This window comes from Imperialibacter sp., assembly GCF_040222385.1.
GTDB lineage: Bacteria > Bacteroidota > Bacteroidia > Cytophagales > Cyclobacteriaceae > Imperialibacter.
Window position 1 is genome coordinate 188,330 of the sequence record NZ_JAVKDF010000021.1, and the last position, 23,431, is coordinate 211,760.

The following is a 23,431-nucleotide window of genomic DNA, read 5'->3' on the forward strand; positions in this document are numbered from 1 at the left end:
CATACGGCGCTGGGAGTAGCTAAAGCGTTCACATTTACAGATCATTTGTATCTTTATAATTACTTATGAACCCCATTATCACAAAGGGAATAGACAAATTAGCCCTTCTTAGCAAACAGCACAGGGTAGAAAATCTCTATGTCTTCGGTTCGGTCACCACCAATCGCTTCACTTCCAGCAGCGACATTGACTTCCTGGTGGAGTTCCAGCCTATGGATTTCGGAGACTACACCGACAATTACTTCCAGTTTTGCGTTGCTCTTGAGGCCCTATTCGGCAGAAAAGTTGATCTCACCACTACCCGCTCGCTTTCCAATCCCTATTTCATAGAATCGGTCGACAAAACAAAAAAACTAGTGTATAGTGCAAATCGAGATAAAAAAGCTGTTGCTTGATATAGAACGAAACAAGAGATAAAACACTGAAGCATCGTTTAGAACACCACTTATCAACAAGCTATCACCATTGGTAAGAGCCAAAGTCCCGCACCAGTTTTCACTGCTCGGACTAGGTTGGCCTTTTTCGCATGTAGCACAACGTTTTGCGGTTTGCGAAGGCGGGGATTTTCAGCAATAAACTTCATTAGAGGTTAGCATTGTCTCCAAGGGTTGCCGCCAACGGTTTGCATATGGCTTGTGGCGGGTTCGAAGCACTTTCTTGTCCACTGTAACCAAAACTTGCTAGGAAACGAAAACCTTACTGACAGCGGTTCACCTGCCATAAGCTATATGCGTTGTTGTAGTGCGTTATTTTTCATAATTTTGCCAAGATTTTCTACTATAAAAGAATGTCAAAAAATGACTTTGACTCATAACGTAATGAAAGTCTTTTAGGATCTTATCTCTAGGGACTTCAAGGGCATCATTTAGAAAACCTATTATTATGTTAATGGTGTCTTCAAGAACAAGGGTTTCTGTAGCAAAAACCTTGATGGTATCCCAATTTAATTCTCTCCATTCCCAATCTGAAACGAAGAAAGCGTTGTAAAATTCAATTAGAAATGTCTTAAATATAGACAATTCTTGATGAGGAAATATTTCGATTGTGGGCGGTTGAGTAATTAATATATCAAACGTTGGACTTGATCGAAATACAATCCGAGATTCTGTCCAGTTTAATTTTGATAATTCTTTCTCATTTTTGAATAAATCATTATTAAGTAAGTTAACATCGTCAGAAAATTCTATTTCCATTGAACAAGATTTGGCATACATAAGTACCAATGCAGCAAGTCTTCGTCTCCATGCCTGGACTGTTGATTTGGCATTTGCGAGCTTATTTATGTTTTCAATTTTCAATATTCTTGAGACTACAGAAGGTTCTTTTTCTAATATTTCCAATACTGGAGAAACAAATTTCTCTTCGCCTTTTTCGAGTTTTACTATTTTTTCTATTAAATATTTCTCGAGTTCCTTATAACGAAGTGGACTATAATGAAAGGTGTAAAAGGTGTTAATATCAAAAATTCTTTGATTTTCATTGTTTTCTTCCCGAATCAGAATTACTGGGTTATTTGAAATGGCCAATTTTAATCCAAGTTCATACATGACATTAGGATTTGCTTGCCTTCCTGATAAATCACAAATCACATAATCCGCGGAATAGAGGTCTTTTATTATTTGCTTAGTAATATCAAAGGTATCATCAGAACGTCTCACCTTAAATTCGGTTACCCCAACTTTTATTTTCTCAATTGGAGATTTAATATTCGTTTCAAAAAATGAATTTAAATCACCTTGATTCCTTGTTGGAGTCTCAATGAATGGCATAATGACAAATATTGTTTTCTTCATTTTCGTGATTTTAATGCCCTACAACGAATGTATAAACCCCAGTCGGCCACGGGACTAGCGTTTATATTCCATATAGCGACAGGTGGGGTCTTGAGCAAACATGATAGATTTTTGCTCAATATTAAACATAAAGTTTTGGCAGTAAATATCCTATCCATCCAAAGGCCTTGTTTGCTGATCCACTCTTTTAGCAGTCATGTGTATATTAATTTGTATAGCCCCAGTGCCTTCCCGGCCAGCAGATAAGCCTCCCGCCGCAAGGGTGTTTCCCACCCAACTACTACGACCACGTGACAAGCCTTTATGCGAGCAGGTAACAAGCGCTTATCCGGGTAGGTGTTAAGCGCTTATGACATAGGTAGTCAAGGCGTTGTTTCATTCGTGATAAGCGCTTAAGATAGGTTTGATAACGGCTTAACAGGAGGCTGTGGTGCGCACCATTGATAGTGAGTGGTAGGCAGCATAGGTAGTGAGTGCTGGGCACCATAGAGGTGGCTGGTGGGCACCAAACTGAAGACGGAAGAGTTTGGTGGGAAAGAGGCGAAAAATGGGGTAAATGCCTCTATATGTATGCATATACGAAAATCAGGCCAGTTTTGGGGAACAGGGGCGTGGTTTTCTAACCTGTCAGGCAGGCAACCCCGGCAAAGCACAGACTACAAAAGTTTTGCCTGTTAACAGTAAAGCTGATCGACTGGCAGCCGCTCTGGGAAATTATGCATCGACTGAGGTATCAAACTTTTGTAGTCTCGCCCTCGTGGCTAACTCAGCCTGCTGCTAGTGGCTGTTCTTTCCTGGCAATAAAGTGAGCGAAGCCGATAAATATCACTACGAGATACCAGAGGGCAAAAACGCTGACGGTGTTTAAGGTGCCTGCTCCCATAAAAACCAAATAGCCCATGGCGACACCAGCAGTGAAAAATGCAGCGAGTTTCAGTATCTCTACGCCATCTGCCACCCAGGAATAGAGCAAAAAACGCAGTAGCAGCGCAACTGTGAAGGCCGACACAACAAATGATAAGCCACAGGAAAGGAAATACAACAAGAAGGTTTCCGTCTTCGATGCATGACCGAAAGTCAACCCGGTAACGACTGATAGCACAGCGGCAAGCAGCAAGAGCGCCCCTCCTGCTACAAGCGTTTTGTTGGTAAGAGACTTTACCCTAATAAAAAGACTGAGAATGATCGCCAGAAAAGCGATGGGGAAAATAAATCGGTTGAAGTCCGATGCCTCGCCTGGGCTTTCATACATGATGTGAAGAGCACTTTGGAAAAGAAGGAAGATCAGTGACGCCGATATTCCAGCAACTAAAATCAATATTGAATGCAGTCTGTAGTTGGGATTCATATCCTTTCGCCATTATTCCAGTTATCAATCTACCAAAAAGGCAAGTATAAAACAAGAAACAGGCTACGCCAGCGACCTCCAGATATAAAACACAATGTAGGCCTCCCATCCCGGGAATCGCCGGAAAAAGTCTTCCAGCTCTTCTCTTGTTGGCTTTCTATCGAGACCTTTCAGCTGCTTGTACCCATTGAGCAGTCCGGCATCGCCATAGGTGATGGCGTCGGGCCTGCGCAGGCACTTCATGGCTACGTAATTGGCTGTCCACTCGCCTACACCTTTCAGGTTCATCAGGCTTTTCAGCATTTCCGGCGTGCTCTCCATCAAAGAAAGTTTTTCAACGGAGATCTCTCCTGCCAAAAAGGCTTCGGCCACAATGTGCAGGTACCTGGCCTTCTGGGTAGAATACTGCATGCCCTTCAGGTCTTCGAAAGAAAGTTGAAGTACCTGGGCCGGGGTGGGAAAAACATGGTAGGTGTCTCCCTCGTAAGTTTCGCTCTCGCCAACGGCTTCTACGAGGGACCGCTTCAGCTTGTAAGCAAATGTGAGGTTAATCTGCTGGCCAATAATGCTCCAGCAGAGCACCTCAAAGAGATCGGGGATAGAGATCAAACGAAGGCCCCAGTACTTTTCAACAAGCTGATGGAGGTGAGGATCCCGGCTGGCGATGGTCTTCAATGGGCCTACATTTCTTCCAAAATCAAACCATTCGGTGATGTAGTTGACAATCTCAGGCTCGCTGGCCGCTCCTCTTAGCAAATCAACCCGAAGAGCTCCAACCGTTTCACTAATTCTCAAAAGAGAATGCCCATGACTTCCAATTCTCAAAAGCTTGGTCACCGATCCGCCCTGCACCTTGTGCAGGCAGTCGTCGAAGCCCCTGTCGAGAAACCACAGGCATTCTTTAAAACTAAAATTATCGGGTGTTGGGATAGAAAGGCTAAGCGGCATGCATCTCCTTTTCCTCCATGGTTCGCACCTTTTCCCAGGCAATCAGGCTCATCTTGCGGTCATTTCCCCAATGGTAACCACCAATGCCGCCGTCTCTGCGGATCACCCTATGGCAGGGGATGAGCACGGCCACGGGGTTGCTGCCAATGGCCGACCCCACCGCCCTGGAAGCTTTGGGATGGCCGATATAGTCGGCAATTTGCTGGTAAGTACTTAGCTGCCCTTCGGGAATACGGAGCAATGCCTCCCATACTTTGACCTGAAAAGGAGTTCCTTTCAGATTTAGCTGAATGGGTCGCTGGCTTGCCTCTCCCACTCCGAAAATTTGCTCAAAAGCCGCTTGGTTAGCATCGGCATTTTCCGTCAACACGGCCTCGGGCCACTCTGCTTGCAGCAATGCCCGCCCCTCTTCAATGGAGGCGACAAACTCCAGCTTGCAGATGCCCAGGTCGGTAGAAGCAACGATCACTCCACCGAAAGGAGAGTCGTGAAAGCTGTAGCTGATGTTCAGGTTGCTCCCTTTGGTTTTGTAGGCGCCGGGCGTCATGGCTTCTATGGTCACGAAGAGGTCGTGCAGCCGACTGGAGCCCGAAAAACCAGCTTCGTAGGCCACCTCACTCAACGACACATCACCGGTTTTCATCAGCTCCTTCGACAGGTTGAGGCTGAGAAACTGCTGAAACTTTTTGGGGCTTATGCCAGCCCAGCTGGTAAACATACGTTGAAAATGAAAGGGACTCAAATGCACAGCGTCTGCTACTGCTTCGAGCTTAGGTTGCTCTTTGAAATGCTCACTGATGAACTCAATGGCTTTGGCAATTCTTTGGTAATCGTTCATGGCTTCAAAATTTACTCAAAAAAACAGCAAAGCATTGACCATGAAAACCCGAAACTTGCGCATTTACGTATTGCCATTAGACTGTAATTTGTTGATGGCAAGATCGATTTCAATTTTTGTACCCCTTCCGTATTCACTTGTCAACTTAATATTGCCACCTAACTTGGTCACCATTTGCTTCACGATATAAAGGCCCAATCCTGAACCCTCTACTCTATCGGTAGCTCTTTGGAACATTTGGAACAAATTTGGTAAATATTCCGCTTTGATGCCGACCCCGTTGTCTTCAAAGGTTATTCTTAAATAATCTCCGCCCTCTAAAATAGATATTCTGAGGTAACTTTCATCAACCAGCTTGTTTTGAAATTTGACTGCGTTATTCAAAATATTGTTAAATATTTCCCCGAGCCTGATCCTGTCAATGATCATTACGGGGTTGTCGAGCGTGATCTGTTTTTCCACCTTCAGCCCCCTGTAAAGAGGGTCTACTCTCATATCATTCAAACAATCATCGAGTACTTCCTCTACATTGATTTTCTCCAATTCCAGGGCAGTTCTGTCATTCCTGGTAAACATGATCATTTGGTGAATAAATTTATCGAGCCGCTTGCCTCTGTCTTCGATCACATGCAGGTATTCCTTTATTTTTTCAATATCTTCCTCCGACATGGCTATGGCGGCGATACCCAGTATACTGGCAACAGGGGCACGGACATCATGGGAGGTATGGTACGTAAAGAGATCCAGTTCCCTGTTTTTCTTGTAAAGTGCTTCCACGGCCTTCACTAACTCAATATTCTTTATTTCCAACTCCGTCCTACTGGTATTTAGCGCTTGATTCAATACATTCAGGTCATCATTGATTTTCTGTTTTTCGTAGGACAAAGCCTGATTTTTCAAATCAATTTCCTCGATGACCTCCGCCTTCCTAAACAGGTAATAGGTGGTAAACGCTGACGAAAAAGAAGCCAGTAGAATAAAGGCGAAGCCAAGGTCAAACAGGTTGTAGAGTGTCCCCAAAAGGAGAAGGCCGCTGACCAGGGCAGGAACGGTAATTGTTACCAGCCATCTTCTTAAGATAACCCTCCCCCCAAGGTTGTCAGAAAACACCAGATGAAACCTGCTATGCTTGCTGCTTATGTGCGATAGCAGAAAGCTTGTGTAAATAAGTGCAAAGCAAATGGCTGTATGAATGGCCATTGTAGAAAAGAAAGGAACACTATACAATGACTCATAGTCCAGTATAAACCCAAGTAGTGCCGTAAAGCAGATAAAAAGCCCTGCCAACAAGATCAGTTCAGTAGCTCTGACGATAGCTCTGCTACTTTTGAGTTCAGACATGCCGATGGCCAGCGAGATTGCCATAAACAAAAGAGAGGTGGCGCCGGACATTTGCAGCATTGTGTCGGATATCTCAGGAAATAGCATACTCCCAGCCATTACTTCAATTAGGTGCATACCCGAAATAACAAAGACAAAGGGCATGCTAACGATAGACGTAATGCCTCCAAAGTGAATGGCCGCCACGCAAAGAAGGAAACACAAAGCAGTGATTGGTTTCATCGTTTCCAAGCCTGGCACCACACCCTTCAGGAATTCAATATCCGCCACCCAGCCCAGCAGCACCAGGCAGGTAAGCAGCACTACCAGCATGTAGGCACGTTTCAGAATATCCAAACTATCAGGACTTTACATATAAAAAAATCGGGTATAACCACTACAAGGCCGAAAAAGCTAAACACTCAATAATTACAATAGGAAAAATTACAATTTTTCTCAGAAACTTTCATATCTGTGAGGAAAAATAGATACCTAAAAAAACTTCAGCCGAAAATGGTAGCAACTGAAAAGTCAACTCCAGGAGCAAGGTGATGCCCTGCCTACGGAAAGTTAATTCTGATGTCTGCTATGAGCTAACTGGTTTGGGCCTGCCGGTTCTGATTTTGAAAAAATGGCAAAGACCTTGCAGAACAATTCCGAGGCAAGTGTAATCTAAACGCAAAAGCAATTCGAGCGAAGATTTCAATCCAGGCGTTTTACGTCCACCGTCACTACCATCTTCTGACCACCGTTGCTGTAAACAATGCCTTTAAGCGGCACCACGTCCGCAAAGTCACGCCCATAGGCCACCCTGATGTGCTGATCCTTCACCAGCAGGTTATTGGTGGCATCAAACTCTACCCAGCCAAGGCCGGGGAGGTAAATGGCGTTCCAGGCGTGAGAAGCGTCAGCGCCCACCAGCTTGGGCTTGCCTGGCGGTGGAATGGTTTCTATGTAGCCACTCACATATTTGGCTGCCAACCCCAATGAACGAACACATGCCAGCGAAAAATGCGCAAAATCCTGACAAACGCCCTTTTTGTGTTTGAATACGTCTTCCAATGGGGTGCTGATGTCGGTAAAGCCCGGAGTAAACTTAAAGTCTTTATTGATTCGCCTGTTGAGGTCAAGCATGGCATCCATGACAGGCCTGCCAGGAGTGAACGACTGCAGCGCATATTCCTTCACCCCAGGAATAAAGCTAACATAGGTTGATTCGAGATAAAACTGGCGGATGTCGTTCATGGCATCGGTGGTTTGCAACCAGCTCACCACTTCCTCCCAGGGCTGGGTTTGTTTTGGATCAAGGTTCGCCCAGTTGGGCATGGTTATTTCCACTTCACTTTTCGACTCCACCAGCAGCTTCTGATGGGTTTTTTGCACCGAAAAATAGATGAACTCATTATCAAAAAAGTCTTTTCGTGTCGCCAGGTAATTCGGCTCCGGAAAAATATTGTATTTGAAGGATTTCACCTGCTGAAAAGGAAGCCTGGCCGGCGTTTGAACCACAATATTGTGGCACAGCGCTGTGGGTGTTTGGTAGTCGTACTTGGTAATATGGGTGACCCTGTATTTCATTTTTATAATTACAAGACTAATTCAGCATCAAATTAAATCTCAGGTAGACGATTGGCTTTTACAAAGCCATATTGGCTTTGCGTATGGCTGAAATAACTTTCGTATATCAAAGTGGAAGCTTGTTGCAAAAGTTGGACAATGTCGCCCAAAAACTGCTTTAGCTCTTTTCGGATATCAGTATCAGGCTTCAGTTCGGCCAGCTCATTGAGGTCAACCAGCCTGACTTTAGAAAGTGCTTCCAAAAGCTTCTTCCGGGCAGGGCTAAGGCCGGTGCCTATGCCCAAAGACGGCAGCTGCTTCAGGTGATCATCAATGCGCTCTATCATGTACACAATCGCCCGGGGATTTCTGTCATCCGCCAGCAAAAGATTCAGCACACCCAGCACCTCCAGATTGGATCGATAGCGGTACCGGTAGGTGACCAGGCTTTCGTTGCTCATCAGAATCAGCTCTATCAGCGACTTTTCCTGGTCGGAAGTGGATTTGCCCGACAAAGTAGCCTGTAGCATCAGGCAGGTGCCAATGGACGACTCAATGAAACGCCCGATGTTCAGCAGCCTCCAGGTCGACTCCCTGGTCATGTTGTCGATATTGAGGCCGTTGAAGGCCATCATGTGCACGATCAAATGATCGAGGCGGTGGTAAATACCTCGGAGGTTGGTGCCGTTCATTTTCATGATCTCCCATTCTTCGGAAATCAGGTCGAGGATACGCCAGGTATCCAGGCTGAGCCGGTCTCTGATGGCGTAACCGTTAGACAGGAAAGCCTTCAGCGAGTGGGCAAGCGACCCAAAGCGGTTTTGGTCGATGGCCAGTGAGTAGAGCTCCTTTTCAGGATCTTTGAGCACCCTTTTGTCATGAAAACCAGGCTGTGTGCTTGTGAGGGAAGTAAGCCCTTTCAACAGCGTAACGAGGGTTTGATCATGCTCAATATTGACCTCATCGTCTGTTTCGTTGAACTTGCGCAGCACAATCCGCATGAGCCTGATGGTGCTTACAGTTCGCTCCAGGTACCGCCCCAGCCAAAACAGGTTTTCCCCTGTCCGGCTTGGTAGGATATTCTCTGTTTGCTGAACGATAACCGGCGGTCTGTTCACCTGTACCTGCTCTTTGGCATGGCCCAGCACCCAGGTGTCTTTGCTGATGCCACCCGATTGGTTAGACACGATGAAGACACCTTTCTTGGGAGAGCTGCGTGAAAGCCCGCCGGGCATCACATAGTATGTTTCGTTTTCAGAATCAGCCACTACGTAGCTTCTGAATACGGCATTTCTGGCCTCCAGCTTTCCATCTATCAATGACGGGGTCGTCGAAAAATCAACCATTTCCTGCCCAACGAAGAGATAAGGCCTGACCTTGATTTCTTCTTTTAGCTCCTCTATTTCCTTTTTGCTTAACTCTCCTCCATATACCGATTTGTTTTTATCATTTCGGTAGATCGTTCGGATTATCAGCTTTTCGATATTTTCGAGTACGTATTTCTTCTCTTTCTCCTGCCCGCACCACCAGGTCGCCACCGATGGCAATATCAACTCCTGCTGCAATACGTGCCTGCTTAGCTTGGGCAAAAATGCCATCAAGCCGGGGTTTTCGAGAATGCGACACCCCAGTGGATTGATCACCATTACGTTTTTCTGCCGCACAGCCTCCATAAGCCCAACCACGCCCAGGTGGGAGTCGGCCCGGAATTCAAGCGGATCACAAAAAACATCGTCGACCCTTCTTACAATCACGTCCACCTTTTCAAGGCCTTTGAGTGTTTTCAACCAAATATAGCCGTCGCTCATGGTGAGGTCCTGGGCAAACACCAGGGTGAAACCCATGAAAGAAGAAAGGTAGGCGTGTTCAAAAAACGTTTCGTTGGAAGGCCCGGGAGAAAGCATGACAATCCTCGGGTTCTCCTTGTTCTTCCACGAAAGTGTTGACAGGGTGTTCTTCAGTGTTTGATAGTAGGAAGAGACTTTTCTCACCTGATTTTCCCTTATCATGTCGGGAAACACCCTGGTCATGGCGGCCCTGTTTTCCAGAGAATACCCGGCTCCAGAGGGTGCATCGGTTCTGTCGTGAAGCACCCACATTTTGCCATTGGGGCCACGGGCAAGGTCGGCAGAATACTGCACCAGCTGCTGCGGGCCCGGTATGCGGATTTTGTCGGCCTGGCGGAGAAAACCCTGGTGATTGTAGATCATCTCGAAAGGAATCAGGCCCTCTCTGATCAGTTTTCTTTCCCCATAGATATCGGAAAGAATTATATTGAGTAGTTCCGTTCTTTGAGACAGCCCTTTCTCTATGACCTCCCATTCATTTTGGCTAAAAACCATGGGAACCGGGTCGAGATTCCAGGGACGGTTCATCCCGTTGGGGTCGCCATACACATTGTAGGTTACCCCATTTTCCCTGAGCTGCTGCCCCACTTCCTTGTTCCGCTGCTCCATCCGCTCAATGCCCAGCTTTTCATAGGCACTGGCCAATTTTTCCCAGTGAGGCCACACCTTCCCATCGGGAGTGGTCATCTCATCAAAGAACGGCTCATTGGAATTCGTTCTGTCTGCCAGGTACGATTTAATCATCGCCAAATCTCACCAATTTTTTGTGATTCCATAATTGAATTGAGAAGATATTATAGCGGTGGTCAGCACAACCTTATTTGCGTGCTTTGTACCTCCTGAGGTCCATGGTGTTAGGATAATCCTGATTAACTTCCTCTATTTTAATGTCATAAGTGGGCAGGATATTGATTTTGGTCACAAACCTGCCGGCCGCCTGAGGCTGCATCACAGTGGGCTCCACCATGTTGATGGAATGGCCAAAGTCGAAGAAACGAGACACTCGCCTGGCTTCTGCTTCATAGCTGTTAACCGGGAAGGTGGCATAGTTTCTCCCGCCAGGGTGCGCCACGTGATACTGACAGGCCGCCACCGACTTTTTCGTCCATGTGTCGTAGATGTCTATCACCAAAGGTGTGTCCACCCCTAAAGTGGGATGCAATGCCGAAGGAGGCGCCCAGGCCCGGTAGCGAATGCCTGCCACGTATTCGCCCTGTGTGCCTGTGTTCTTCAGAGGGATAGCGAAGCCATTGCAAAGCAACTTGTAGCGGGAATCGGTCAATCCCGTGATTTTCACCTGCAGTCTTTCCAATGAGGAGTCGACAAAACGAGCGGTGCCGGAGTTGGACATTTCCTCTCCCAGCACGTGCCAGGGTTCAATTCCCATTTTCAGTTCTACATGAATATCGTCGACCTGCAACTCGCCCAGGAAAGGAAAGCGGAAGGCAAAAAACGGATCAAACCAGGCAACATCAAAAGCGTAGCCGGCATTCTTTAAGTCATTCACTACCTCCGTCATGTCTTTGTAACAGTAGTGAGGCAGCATAAACTTGTCGTGCAGCGAGGTGCCCCAGCGCACCAGCTTGTGGTTGTAGGGCTTCTTCCAAAACCAGCTCAGCAATGTTCTGATCAGAAGGAACTGCACCATGCTCATGCGGTAGTGGGGTGGCATGTCGAAGCCACGGAATTCCAGGATGCCCAGTCGGCCTGTAGACGAGTCGGGGGAGTAGAGCTTGTCGATGCAAAACTCCGCCCGGTGGGTATTGCCCGTAATATCAACCAGCAGATTGCGGAAGATGCGGTCGACCAACCAGTAGGGAACATCATTCTCTTTCATGTCGGGCACCTGCTGAAACGCCAGCTCGAGCTCATAGAGAATCTCATCCCGGCCTTCGTCCACCCTCGGCGCCTGGCTGGTGGGCCCAATGAACTGGGTAGAAAACAGGTAAGAAAGCGCCGGATGGTGCTGCCAGTAGGTGATGAAGCTTTTGAGTACATCAGGCCGGCGAAGCAAGGGGCTATCGGCGGGTGTTACGCCACCCAGGGTGACGTGGTTGCCTCCGCCCGTGCCGGTATGGCGCCCGTCGAGGTTGAACTTCTCCGTGACCAGCTTGGTTTCAGCTGCCTTTTGGTACAGGATGTCGTAATTGTCCTTGAGCTCCTTCCACGAAGAAGCCGGATGAATATTCACTTCGATTACTCCCGGATCGGGCGTAATCATCAGCTTTTGAATTCGATTGTCTGACGGCGGGTCGTAGCCTTCGATCAGCACAGGCAGCTGTAGCTTTTCGGCCGTCTGCTCTATGGCCGACACCAGCAGCATATAATGCTCAAAGTGCGTCACAGGAGGAAGAAACACAAACAGCTTTCCCTGCCGGATTTCAACACCAAGGGCCGTTTTAAAGATTACTTTGTCATTGTTAAAGCCCTTGCCCTCCTTTACAAATTCAGCCTTCACATCGCCTATGGCCGGTAGCGCATTTACTTCCTCGAAAAGGCTTCTTTCAGGCCTCACTTCAAGCTTGTCCTCATCAAAATGCTGAATCGATTTTAGCGGCAGCCGCAGCCCTGCGGGCGAATTGCCCGGGATTAGGAACAAATGCTTTCTTCTGAACTCCCAACGGCAGCTTTGCCAGTTTTCACTCTCAAAGTCCCACTGAAGGGGTATAGTAAAGGCCACGGGGTTGTCCATGCCCTGGCTGAGCAATTCGGCGAGTTTCTGTCTTTCCAGTGAAGACTTCAGGTCTTTTTTCAGGGGATCCACATTCACGGGCACCTGACTTTCCTCCCAGGCGAAATAGAAGGGATCTTCATAGCCGGGGTGAATATTCTCGGGGTCGAGGTGAAGCGACTCTGTTAATGTGTTAATGAATTTGCCGGCATCTTCATGGGTGAGCTTGTAATCTTTACTCAGGTCGGCCATGAGTTTGTCGTTGTGCCAGAGCGGGAGTCCGTCCTTGCGCCAGAAGCAAGCGAGCTTCCACCGTGGCAAAGGCTCACCCGGATACCACTTACCTTGCCCATATTGCATAAGCGCTCCTGTTCCAAACTGGTCTTTCAGCTTGTGAAAAAGCTCGTTCGACAGCTTGCGCTTGTGCTCCCCATCGGCATCGGTGTTCCACTCCGGGGCCTCGTTGTTGTCCATGGCCACGAAGGTGGGCTCCCCTCCCATGGTCAGCCGCACGTCGTTCGCCACAAACTCGGCATCCACCTGATCGCCAATGGCCAGTATCTGGTTCCATTGGTCATCGGAATATGGCTTGGTCACCCTGGGGCTTTCGTGGATGCGGGTGACTTTGTTTTCGAAGTGAAACTCCGTTTTCACTGCCTCGGCAGCTCCTGAAATGGGTGCAGCACTTTGCGGGTCTGGTGTGCAGGCAAGCGGGATATGTCCTTCGCCAGCAAACAAGCCCGAGGTTGGATCCAGCCCCACCCAACCGGCGCCGGGTATATACACTTCTGTCCAGGCATGCAAGTCGGTGAAATCCTCCTCAGGCCCCGAAGGCCCTTCCAACGACTTTTGATCGGCCTTCAGCTGCACCAGGTAACCCGACGCAAAGCGGGAAGCCAGCCCCAGGTGACGCAGAATCTGCACGAGCAGCCAGGCGGAATCCCTGCAGGAACCAGACTTCAGCGTAAGCGTTTCCTGGCAGCTTTGCACGCCGGGCTCCATCCTGATCCTGTAAGCGATATCCTGACTAAGCATTTGGTTGAGCATCACCAGCACGTCGACGGTAATCATGTCCCTGGTGATCCTCTGCTTCGCTTTCACTATCCAATCGTTGAGAACCGCATCGTTCTCTGTCACCTCCAGGTAGGGTTGAAGCTGCTTTTGAAGCGACGCTTCATATTGAAAAGGAAACTTCTCAGCATATTCTTCAACAAAGAAATCGAACGGATTGATGACGACCATCTCGGCAATCACCTCCACGTCTACAATAAAGTGATCCACCTTTTCAGGAAAAACGATTCTGGCCAGGTAGTTGCCGAAAGGATCTTGCTGCCAGTTGATAAAGTGGTTCTTGGGCTCAATGTTCAAGGAATACCCTTTGATCATTGTGCGGGAATGCGGGGCAGGCCTAAGCCTGATCACCTGTGCAGAAAGTTCAATCTCTCTTTCGTACTTATAACTAGTATAGTGGCGGATGGCTACTCTTACGGACATATTTTACACCTAAGTTTGGCTCAATTTAGTGGCTGAAACCATTAATAAAAGGCAAATCTCTCATTTAATGTTTTGCTGAGCACCTGCGTATTTACAGGCCTTGGCAGAAGAAGAAAAAGGGGATTGCAAATTTTTAAATTTATCACTAAAAATAGTCATATAATACGACAATAAATAGCTATAATATGATTTTATTGAAAACTTCATAAACATGGACGTGCTTAAGTGCGAGCAATCACAATTGATACTCATCACAATATTTTGCTATCGCTTACCATATTTTACCATCCTTAAAATTTCGTAACAAACTGGCACCAATTTCTCGTCTATTTGTGTTCAAGTTGTTTTAATCGGGGTAATGAAGAAAATTCTAATAATCGCAGTTATTGTAGTGGCCGGAGGGCTGGTATTCTTTCTCACACGTAACGGAAATGGGGAGGCAGTAACGCCTGTTGCCGCCACCTCGGCAAGCAAAGGATTGGTAGCTGAGGTAATTCTTGTGAAAGACACCACGCTGGAAGAAATGGTGAATGTGCTGGGCACCGTATATGCCAACGAGGAAGTAGAAGTGGCCAGCGAAGTAGCCGGCAGGTTGGTGAGGATCAACTTTTCGGAAGGCCAGCTGGTAAAAAAAGGGCAACTCCTTTTCAAACTTGACGACTCGGAGTTGCAGGGGCGGTTAAAAATTCTGGAAGCCCGTAAGAATTTTGTTAGCTCATCAGTAAAACGGATGGAAGCGCTTTTCGAAGCGGAAGCCGTGAGCCGTGAAGAGTATGAAAATGAGCTGAACTCACAGGAGGTGCTTGATGCTGAGATTGATTTGATTCAAATTCAGATAGGTAAAACAGGCATTTTGGCGCCTTTTGATGGAAAAACGGGGATCAGACGAATTAGCCCCGGGGCCTACGTGAACCCTAACACGACACTCGTTCACCTGGAGGACATGGGTAAAGTGAAAGTTGAGTTTCCGCTTCCCGAAAAATATGCGAGCAAAATCAAATCGGGTGACAAGGTTACATTCACGGTGGAAAATGACAGCCGCACCTATGAAGCCACTGTTAATGTGGTTGATCCAAAAATTGACCAGACTACGAGAAGCCTCTTTGTGAGAGCACTGTCTGATAACAAAGACTTTAAGTTGGTGCCCGGCTCCTCAGCTTCAGTGACTGTGCCCATAGGCGGCGAAGAAAACACCCTTTTGGTGCCTTCTCAGGCGCTTATCCCTGACCTTTCGGGGTATAGTGTGTACACAGTAAGAAACGGGAAATCGGTTCAAACCACGGTAACTGTTGGTTTGAGAACCAGCAATTCGGTGCAAATCACTTCCGGCCTCAGCAAAGGCGATACTGTGATGACCACCAACTTGCTGAGAGTGAAAGAAGGTTTAGTGATTGATCCTGTTGTTGCTAACGATTAAGTAAATGAGCAGTATTTCTGAAACCAGTATTCGTAAGCCTGTACTAGCTGTAGTGCTCTCCATCTTGCTTTTGCTCTTTGGGGTGGTGGGCTTTTCATTTCTGGGCACAAGGGAATTTCCCGCAGTCGATCCGCCGATTGTGACCGTTACCAGCACCTACGCTGGTGCCAGCCCCGATGTGATTGAATCTCAGATCACCGAACCGCTGGAACAAGCAATCAATGGTATCGCAGGTGTTCGTACCATTTCATCGGTTTCAAGAGAGCAAGCAAGTATTATCACCGTTGAGTTCAACCTCGACGTAGACATAGAAGCAGCTGCCAACGACGTCCGCAGCAAGGTGTCGAGGGCTGTAAGGAGCCTTCCCTCTGAAGCTGATCCGCCGATTATAGACAAGGCCGACGCCAACTCGCAGTCGGTGATGTTCCTTACCATCATCAGCAACAGCCGCAACATGCTGGAGTTGACCGACTTTGCGGAAAATGTACTAAAGGAAAGGATCCAGACAGTTCCGGGCGTGAGCGGCGCCTACGTGAGGGGTGCCAGAAAGTACTCTATGCGCCTTTGGATCGACCCGGTAAAAATGTCAGCCTACCGAATTGTGCCCCAGGACATTGAATTAGCGCTGAAGAGGGAAAACATTGACTTGCCCACCGGCCGGATTGAGGGAGATAAAACAGAGCTTACCATCCGCACCGACAGCCGATTGGTGACGCCGGAGGAGTTCAACAACATGATCATCAAATCGGAAGGTGGCCGACAGATCAGGTTCAAGGACTTAGGGTTTGCCGAGCTTGGGAGCGAAGATGATAGAACCAACTTCCGTGGCAACGGAGCCAAAGGTTTGCTGTTGAGTATTCAGCCGCAACCAAATGCCAACGAAATTGAGATCGCTGACGAAATCTACCGCAGGCTTGATGCCATGAAAGATGAGGTGCCAGCTGACATAGAAATTAGAGTAGCCAACGACTATACCAAACCCATCAGAAAGTCCATCGAAGAGGTCGAAGAAACCTTGCTGATCGCCTTCATACTGGTGACCATGGTAATTTTCGCCTTCCTTCGAGACTGGCGATCTACCTTCATCCCGGTAATCGCCATCCCCATCTCCATTATTTCGTCGTTCTTCATCATGTACATTGCCGGGTTCTCTATCAATGTACTTACGCTCGTGGCCATTGTGCTGGCCATTGGCCTTGTATGCGACGACGCCATTGTGGTATTGGAAAACATTTTTGCCAAGGTGGAGCAGGGCATCCCTCCTTTCCAGGCAGCCATTCAGGGCTCAAAAGAAATCTATTTCGCTATTATTTCTACCACCATAACGTTGGTATCGGTATTTATCCCCATCATTTTCATGCAGGGATTGACAGGCCGTTTGTTCCTGGAGTTTGGCGTGGTGCTGGCTGGTTCCATTCTTGTGTCGGCACTAGTGGCCCTCACGCTATCGCCAATGATGTGTGCCGTTTTGTTGAAAAAGCACACCAAGCCTTCCCGTTTCTATGCTGTTACTGAGAAATTTTATGAAGGTTTAGGGGCTGGTTATGCCAAAAGTCTGGCTGCATTTATGAAGTATCGCTGGCTGTCATTCGTCGTTGTGGCGCTGATGTTTGGAATGATCGCCTTCTTTGGCACACAACTAAAGTCAGAGTTGGCTCCGTTGGAAGACAGGGGCATCATTCGTGCCTCCGTAAAAGCACCTGAGGGGGTTTCGTTTGAGTACATGGACAAATACATGGAAGAGCTGGACGCCTGGGTGCTGGACAACGTGCCTGAGGTAAGAACTACTGTGGCGTTGACGGCCGTGATCCCTGGTGGTGGTGCGTTCAGTCCCGTAAATAGCGGCGCTGAAAACATCTTCCTCGTTGATGCCAGCGAAAGAGAGCGGTCGCAAGACGAAATATTTAAGCAAATATCGAAGGGTTTTGAGCAGTTTACTGCCGTGAGGGCGTTTCCCGCTCAGCCGCCTACCATCGGAGCAAGGTTCGGCGGGCTTCCGGTTCAATATGTAATTCAGGCACCCGACGTAGAAAGCCTGATTGAGACGCTACCGAAGTTTCTCAATGCTGCACAGGAGCATCCTGATCTGAAGTTTGTGGACAGCGACTTCAAAGTAAACAAGCCGGAGTTGAAGCTTCGAATTAACCGTGAGAAGGCCAACGAACTGCATGTGCCTGTGTTTGACATTGCCAGGGCTATTCAACTGGCTTATAGCGGACAGCGCTATGGGTATTTTATCATGGGAGGCAAGCAATACCAGGTGATTGGCCAGCTTTCAAGAGAGAACAGGAATGAGCCGGTCGATCTGAAGGCGATCAATGTACGAAACAGCCTGGGCGAGATGGTGTCGCTCGACAACCTGATTTACTATGAAGAGTCGGTGAGTTCTGCCGCCATTTACCGGTACAACCGGTATGTGTCTGCCACCGTATCGGCCGGCATTATCGACGGAAAAACACTCGGCGATGGCATCAAGGCCATGGATGAAGTGGCCGCTAAAATGTTGCCGCCCAACTTCAAAACAGAGCTTGCCGGGCAGTCGAAGGAATATGCCGACAGCTCATCCAGTTTGCTGTTCGCTTTCATGCTGGCACTGGTGCTCATTTACCTGGTGCTTTCTGCCCAGTTCGAAAGCTTTGTTGACCCATTGATCATCCTTTTCACAGTACCTATGTCCATGGCGGGGGCCTTACTCAGCCTTTACATCATGGATCTTACCCTGAACATCTTCAGCCAGATTGGCATCATTATGCTGGTGGGACTGGTGACCAAAAACGGCATCCTGATTGTGGAGTTCGCTAACCAGCGAAAAGCTGAGGGCGTCACCAGGCTCGATTCGGTGATAGAGGCGGCACACGCCCGTTTCAGGCCCATCTTAATGACAACTTTTGCAACGATCCTGGGCATTCTCCCCATCGCTCTTTCTATCGGATCAGCTGCTGGCAGCCGCCAAAGTCTGGGTGTAGCCGTTGTAGGGGGAATGATTATTTCCAGCTTCCTTACGTTATATATTATCCCAGCCATCTACTCCTACATTTCCAGCAAACGGACATTTGACCCCGAGGTAAAGGCTGCCGAAAGACTGGAGAGACATCGCAAAGTGGCCGCCAGCTCCTAAAGCTTGTGGTTGCCCTGCTCCGGGTGGTTCCTCTCGCAAAGAAGTGTCTGGCATGTAATTGAGCAAAAGTCAATATAGGATGAGTAATTCGGGCAGTTGATTGAATACCCATAGGTGCGGGCAATGGAACCGTGTTTTAGAGCGTATAAAGTTCGTGTCATTTAAAGAACCATACGCCATGAAAAAGCTCGTATTGCATGCTACACTAATCATTTCATTACTAGCCATCGCCAGCTGCGCCAAAGACGATGACCTTGTCAGCACCAGCACAGAAACAGCCGACACTACCAGTATTGCCTCTGAATCCAACGCTGTGGTGAATGACTGGATAGCTGAAAACATGGATTTGTATTACTACTGGAATACATCTCTGCCGTCGGACGTGTCGTTGACCGACTACCCGGAAGATTTCTTCTACGACCTTCTTTATTCGTCCGATTATTTCTCTTTCATCACCGACGATGCGGCGAGCCTGATCGACGAGTTTAGCGGCACCACCCTGGCTTTGGGCTTTTCACCGGCTTTCGGGAAGTTCAGCGACTCCGATCAGGTGTTCATGATCGTAGAATATGTATACAGCGGTTCTTCCGCTTTTGAACAAGGGCTCAAACGAGGCGATATAATTCTAAAAATCAATGGGGAATACCTGGATACAGACAACTACTATGACCTCTACAGCCAAACAGGCGGGTACTCTGTTACGCTGGGCAGCTATATCGACGGCAGCATTTATGAAACCAGTACCACTTATGATATCTCAGCCACCTACCTCGTGCTTGATCCCATTATCGACTATGAGGTAAAAGAAGTAAACGGAATAAAGATCGGATACGTGGTGTATGTGGAATTTATTACCGGTGACAACGACTTGTTTCTGAATAGCATGGATCAGGTAATGGCTGAGTTGAAAAGCCAGGGCATTACGGAACTTGTGGTAGACCTGCGGTACAACCCGGGTGGGGAGCTAACCGCAGCACAGCACCTGGCAAGCTTGCTGGCGCCGGCCAGTGCTGCATCTTCCGGAGAGGCTTTCGTGACCTTCAACTACAACGACGACCTCCAGAATTACTTTCTCAGAACGGAAGGCAGCAATTCGGACAACCTGAAAATGACGTTGGAAACCAACAGCAATAACCTCAACCTGAGCAGAATCTTTTTCCTCACCACCAATGGCTCTGCATCTGCCAGCGAGCTGGTCATCAACGGATTGGAGCCCTACATGGACGTGGTGGTTATCGGAGAGCCCACCTATGGCAAATACTACGGTTCCTACGTTATTTATGATACCGACACCCCTCCGGCTCACAACTGGGCCATTGTTCCGGTGGTAATGAAGTATGCCAATTCACTGGGCGTAACGGACTTTGTCAACGGTTTAACACCCGACGTTTATATTGAAGATGATCTTTTCTCTGCAAAAGAATTTGGAAACATTACTGACCCTATGCTGGCCAGTGCCATCGAGCAAATAACCGGTTTGTCAGTCGGCAATGCAAGAGCGGTTTCTCCACAAAAAAGCTACAACACTCTCCTTAACAAGACCAAAATGGCAAAAGGAAACGTCATGGGCGTGCTTAACCCAGCCGATATATTGAATTGATACTGATAGCAAGATTGTAAGTAGGTAGTAGAATCCTTTGGATGACAGGCCGGCCTGGTAAACTTATTTTACCCAGTTGCCGGCCTTTCTCTTTCTTACCGTTGTGCCCCATTGTTTGTGAAGCTGTCGGAGAATGTCCTATCTTCATATTTTGGAACCTACCTGCTTAAATGAGAAAATTATACTTTACCGCTTTTCTGGCCATATTAACGCTGGCCGGATGCAAGGAAACCTTTGTGAAAGTGAACGAGGGCACTTTCACCGTGGGTGAAAAACCCTACTATTTCATGGGTACCAACTTCTGGTATGGCCTCAACCTCGGTTCTAAAGGCCCTGGCGGCGACAGAGATCGCCTGGTCCGGGAATTGGACAGACTTCAGGCTTTGGGCATCACGAACCTGCGCATCATGGGAGGCAGTGAAGGCCCCGATGATGAGCCGTTCCGCATGCTTCCTTCCCTGCAACCATCCCCCGGGGTTTATAACGAAGAGGTGCTCGACGGGCTGGATTTCCTTCTGGATGAAATGGGCAAGCGCCATATGTATGCCGTGGTTTGCCTCAACAACTTCTGGAACTGGTCGGGAGGCTTTGGGCAATACGTAGTGTGGTCGGGAGAAGCTGACACTATCCCTTACCCGCCACCAGCTGCCAACGGAGACTGGAATGTGTACCAAAGCTTTGCAGCGAGCTTCTATACTAACGACAAAGCAGTCGAGCTATTCAACAACCACATCAGTTTCATAGTCAACAGAAAAAACACCTATTCTGGAAAAGCGTACAAGGATGACCCTGTCATCATGGCCTGGGAGCTGGCCAACGAGCCACGTGGCGTTAACAACATTGAAGCCTACCGGCAATGGATGGACAGCACGGCCAGCTATATAAAGTCGCTTGACATCAATCACCTGGTAACTACCGGCAGCGAGGGGAATACGTCCAACGTCTATGCCGGGACCAACCTGGCTCTGGATCACACCAGCCCGGCTATCGATTACACCACCATGCATATTTGGGTGCAGAACTGGGGCGTTTATGATCCACAAAAGGCCGACTCAACATTGGCTGTATCGATTGCCTATGCCAAAAACTACATGGCCGAGCACGCAGCCATGGCAAAGACGCTCGGCAAACCAATCGTATTGGAAGAATTTGGTATATCGAGGGATCTGAATAACCACGACCCGACGGCACCAGTTTCTGTACGAGACGTTTATTATAAAGCTGTTTTTGATGAAATTTACCGACTGGCTGACCAAGACAGCAGCGTAGTGGCTGGTGTCAATTTTTGGGCCTGGGGTGGTGAAGGTCGCCCCACTGCAAACGAAGGGCTATGGCATGTGGGCGATGACTTTATCGGCGATCCTCCTCATGAATTCCAGGGATGGTACTCTGTGTATGACCATGATGCATCAACCCAGACCATCATAAGCGACTACGCTAAAAAAATGAGTTCAATTATAAAGAAATAAACTCACCACTATGAAATACATTAAGCTACTATTGCTGGCAGTAATTGCCCTTTCCTGCTCTCAGGAACCCCCTGTGCTTGAATTGACGCCCCTGTTCTCCGACCACATGGTCTTGCAACAGGAAAAGGAAAACGCCATTTGGGGCTTAGCCAATCCAGCGTCGGAAGTGGAAGTATCCGGTAGCTGGGGAGCAAAAGCCACGGCCATGGCAGACAAGGATGGAAAATGGATGGCCAAGCTGGCTACTCCAAAAGCCGGTGGTCCGTTTCAGCTTACCATCTCCAGAGGAGATTCAGTGATTACGCTGAATGATGTTTTCTCAGGCGAGGTTTGGGTGGCATCCGGGCAGTCCAATATGGAAATGCCGTTAAAGGGTTGGACAAACAACCCTATCGACAACAGCGAGGCTGAAATTGCGGCGTCAGATTACCCAGAAATAAGAATGTTCACTGTGAAGAGAAACGTGTCATTTACACCTCTTGATACTGTGTCAGGCTCCTGGAAAATTGCCACGCCAAAGAATTCTGGTGACTTTTCAGCCACTGCCTGGTTCTTCGCCAAAAAGCTTCACCAGGAAACCAAGGTTCCCATTGGCATCATCCACACCAGCTGGGGCGGCACACCCGCCCAAGCGTGGACTACAGCGGCTTACCTCGACAAGGTGCCAACCTATGAAGGCACATCGAAAACTCTGGAGGGTTATGCCGCTTATTATGATTCTGTAAAAACTGCCTACGACAAGCTGGAAAAGACAAGTGTTGACCTTACGGCTGACAAACCATTTGCGAACGTGTCATTTGATGACAGTGGATTTGAAACGGCCGACTTCGATGACAGTGCATGGAAGAGTCTCCAGGTGCCGGGCCTCTGGGAGAGCCAGTGGATGGGTAACTTTGATGGCGTGGCCTGGTTGAGAAAATCATTTCAGTTGACCGCCGAGCAAGCCGCAGGCAAGTCTCTCGAACTGTACCTGGGAAGTATTGACGACATGGACATTACGTATGTCAATGGCACTAAGGTTGGGGCCATTGAAGAAACTGGCAAGTACCAGGAAGCAAGGATTTATGTGATACCAGAAGGCTTGTTGAAGGAAGGCACCAATGTGTTGGCCGTGAAGGTGTTCGACACAGCAGGCGGCGGCGGTATATATGGTTCTGACGACATTGGTGTAAGGCCAACAGGATCCGACAAGTTGCTGGTTAGTTTGAAAGGTGAATGGAAAGCCAAGCCCGTGGCTGAGAGCATTTTTAGTGGCAGTGTTATCCCGATTGCCAAAGACGTACTAACTCCGTCAGAAAAACCTAAAATGCAGCTGACGGCCTACTCTCCTACTACCCTCTACAATGCCATGATCAATCCGCTGGTCCCATATGGCATCAAAGGAGCTATTTGGTACCAGGGGGAATCGAACGTAGGTGCAGCGGAAGTATATCGTACCCTCTTCCCTACTATGATCAAAAACTGGCGGGATGCCTGGGGACTGGGCAACTTTCCTTACTATTTCGTGCAAATTGCTCCCTACAAATACGGCAGAAATGATGACATGGCAGCTCAGCTTAGAGATGCACAAACAAGTACACTTTCATTGGAAAATACCGGTATGGCGGTCATTATGGATGTGGGCAACCCTACAGACATCCACCCAGCCAACAAAAAGGATGTTGGAGAAAGGCTGGCTCTATGGGCATTGGCCAAAGACTATGGCGTGGACACTGAATATTCCGGTCCAATGTATGAGTCGATGACAATTGAAGGAAACAAAGTGAGTGTGAGTTTCACCCATGCCGACGGTCTTCAGTTTAAAGGAGAGCCTGGTTTTGTGGAGGTAGCAGGCGCTGATGGTAATTTCCTCGAAGCAAAGGCTGAGATAGCTGACGGAAAGCTGGTTGCTTGGGCCGCCAAAGTGACCAGCCCGGTAGCCGTGAAATATGGCTGGTGCGAGGCTTGCGAACCGAATTTATTCAATGGAGCAGGTCTGCCTGCCGTTCCCTTTAACTCTAAAACAAAGTAA

Annotated in this window: 14 protein-coding genes; 6 read left to right on the forward strand and 8 right to left on the reverse strand. The window is 48.1% G+C overall.

Annotation, left to right across the window (positions count from 1 at the left end):
- The first annotated feature begins 65 nt into the window (after nt 1–65).
- Nucleotides 66–395 carry a nucleotidyltransferase family protein gene (locus RIG68_RS07055; protein WP_350120360.1) on the forward strand — a complete coding sequence of 110 codons (330 nt, stop codon included), beginning with the start codon at nt 66–68 and terminating at the stop codon, nt 393–395.
- 351 nt (nt 396–746) lie between these two features.
- Here the strand turns inward: RIG68_RS07055 and RIG68_RS07060 are convergent, their stop codons facing one another.
- The 8 genes from RIG68_RS07060 to RIG68_RS07095 form a co-directional block, all read right to left on the reverse strand.
- A complete protein-coding gene (locus RIG68_RS07060) occupies nt 747–1,793 on the reverse strand; it encodes a hypothetical protein (RefSeq protein WP_350120363.1) in 1,047 nt (348 codons plus the stop codon).
- Nucleotides 1,794–2,559: 766 nt separating this feature from the next.
- Entirely contained in the window at nt 2,560–3,141 is a 582-nt protein-coding gene (locus RIG68_RS07065) for a hypothetical protein (RefSeq protein WP_350120366.1), read from the reverse strand.
- Nucleotides 3,142–3,204: 63 nt separating this feature from the next.
- Nucleotides 3,205–4,089 carry a DNA-3-methyladenine glycosylase family protein gene (locus RIG68_RS07070; protein ID WP_350120369.1) on the reverse strand — a complete coding sequence of 295 codons (885 nt, stop codon included), beginning with the start codon at nt 4,087–4,089 and terminating at the stop codon, nt 3,205–3,207.
- Nucleotides 4,079–4,927, reverse strand: a complete 849-nt coding sequence (locus tag RIG68_RS07075) for a bifunctional transcriptional activator/DNA repair enzyme AdaA (RefSeq protein WP_350120372.1) — start codon at nt 4,925–4,927, stop codon at nt 4,079–4,081. The genes RIG68_RS07070 and RIG68_RS07075 overlap by 11 nt, the downstream gene beginning before the upstream one ends.
- 63 nt (nt 4,928–4,990) lie before the next feature.
- Nucleotides 4,991–6,604 (reverse strand): sensor histidine kinase, encoded by a 1,614-nt coding sequence (locus RIG68_RS07080; RefSeq protein WP_350120375.1) that lies wholly within the window; start codon nt 6,602–6,604, stop codon nt 4,991–4,993.
- A gap of 345 nt (nt 6,605–6,949) precedes the next feature.
- Nucleotides 6,950–7,825 (reverse strand): transglutaminase family protein, encoded by an 876-nt coding sequence (locus tag RIG68_RS07085; protein WP_350120378.1) that lies wholly within the window; start codon nt 7,823–7,825, stop codon nt 6,950–6,952.
- A gap of 32 nt (nt 7,826–7,857) precedes the next feature.
- Nucleotides 7,858–10,395, reverse strand: a complete 2,538-nt coding sequence (locus tag RIG68_RS07090; RefSeq protein WP_350120722.1) for a circularly permuted type 2 ATP-grasp protein — start codon at nt 10,393–10,395, stop codon at nt 7,858–7,860.
- Nucleotides 10,396–10,468: 73 nt separating this feature from the next.
- A complete protein-coding gene (locus RIG68_RS07095) occupies nt 10,469–13,816 on the reverse strand; it encodes a transglutaminase family protein (protein ID WP_350120381.1) in 3,348 nt (1,115 codons plus the stop codon).
- Between the two features lie 358 nt (nt 13,817–14,174).
- Between RIG68_RS07095 and RIG68_RS07100 the strand changes: the two genes are divergently transcribed.
- From RIG68_RS07100 to RIG68_RS07120, 5 genes are all read left to right on the forward strand, one after another.
- Nucleotides 14,175–15,233 (forward strand): efflux RND transporter periplasmic adaptor subunit, encoded by a 1,059-nt coding sequence (locus tag RIG68_RS07100; protein WP_350120384.1) that lies wholly within the window; start codon nt 14,175–14,177, stop codon nt 15,231–15,233.
- A gap of 4 nt (nt 15,234–15,237) precedes the next feature.
- A complete protein-coding gene (locus tag RIG68_RS07105) occupies nt 15,238–18,351 on the forward strand; it encodes an efflux RND transporter permease subunit (RefSeq protein ID WP_350120387.1) in 3,114 nt (1,037 codons plus the stop codon).
- A gap of 178 nt (nt 18,352–18,529) precedes the next feature.
- The gene (locus tag RIG68_RS07110; RefSeq protein WP_350120389.1) at nt 18,530–19,951 is read left to right on the forward strand and encodes a S41 family peptidase; all 1,422 of its coding nucleotides are present in this window, start codon (nt 18,530–18,532) and stop codon (nt 19,949–19,951) included.
- A 170-nt stretch (nt 19,952–20,121) separates the two neighbouring features.
- Nucleotides 20,122–21,420, forward strand: coding sequence for a glycoside hydrolase 5 family protein (locus tag RIG68_RS07115; RefSeq protein WP_350120392.1), 1,299 nt, complete (start codon nt 20,122–20,124; stop codon nt 21,418–21,420).
- A gap of 10 nt (nt 21,421–21,430) precedes the next feature.
- A complete protein-coding gene (locus tag RIG68_RS07120; protein WP_350120395.1) occupies nt 21,431–23,431 on the forward strand; it encodes a sialate O-acetylesterase in 2,001 nt (666 codons plus the stop codon).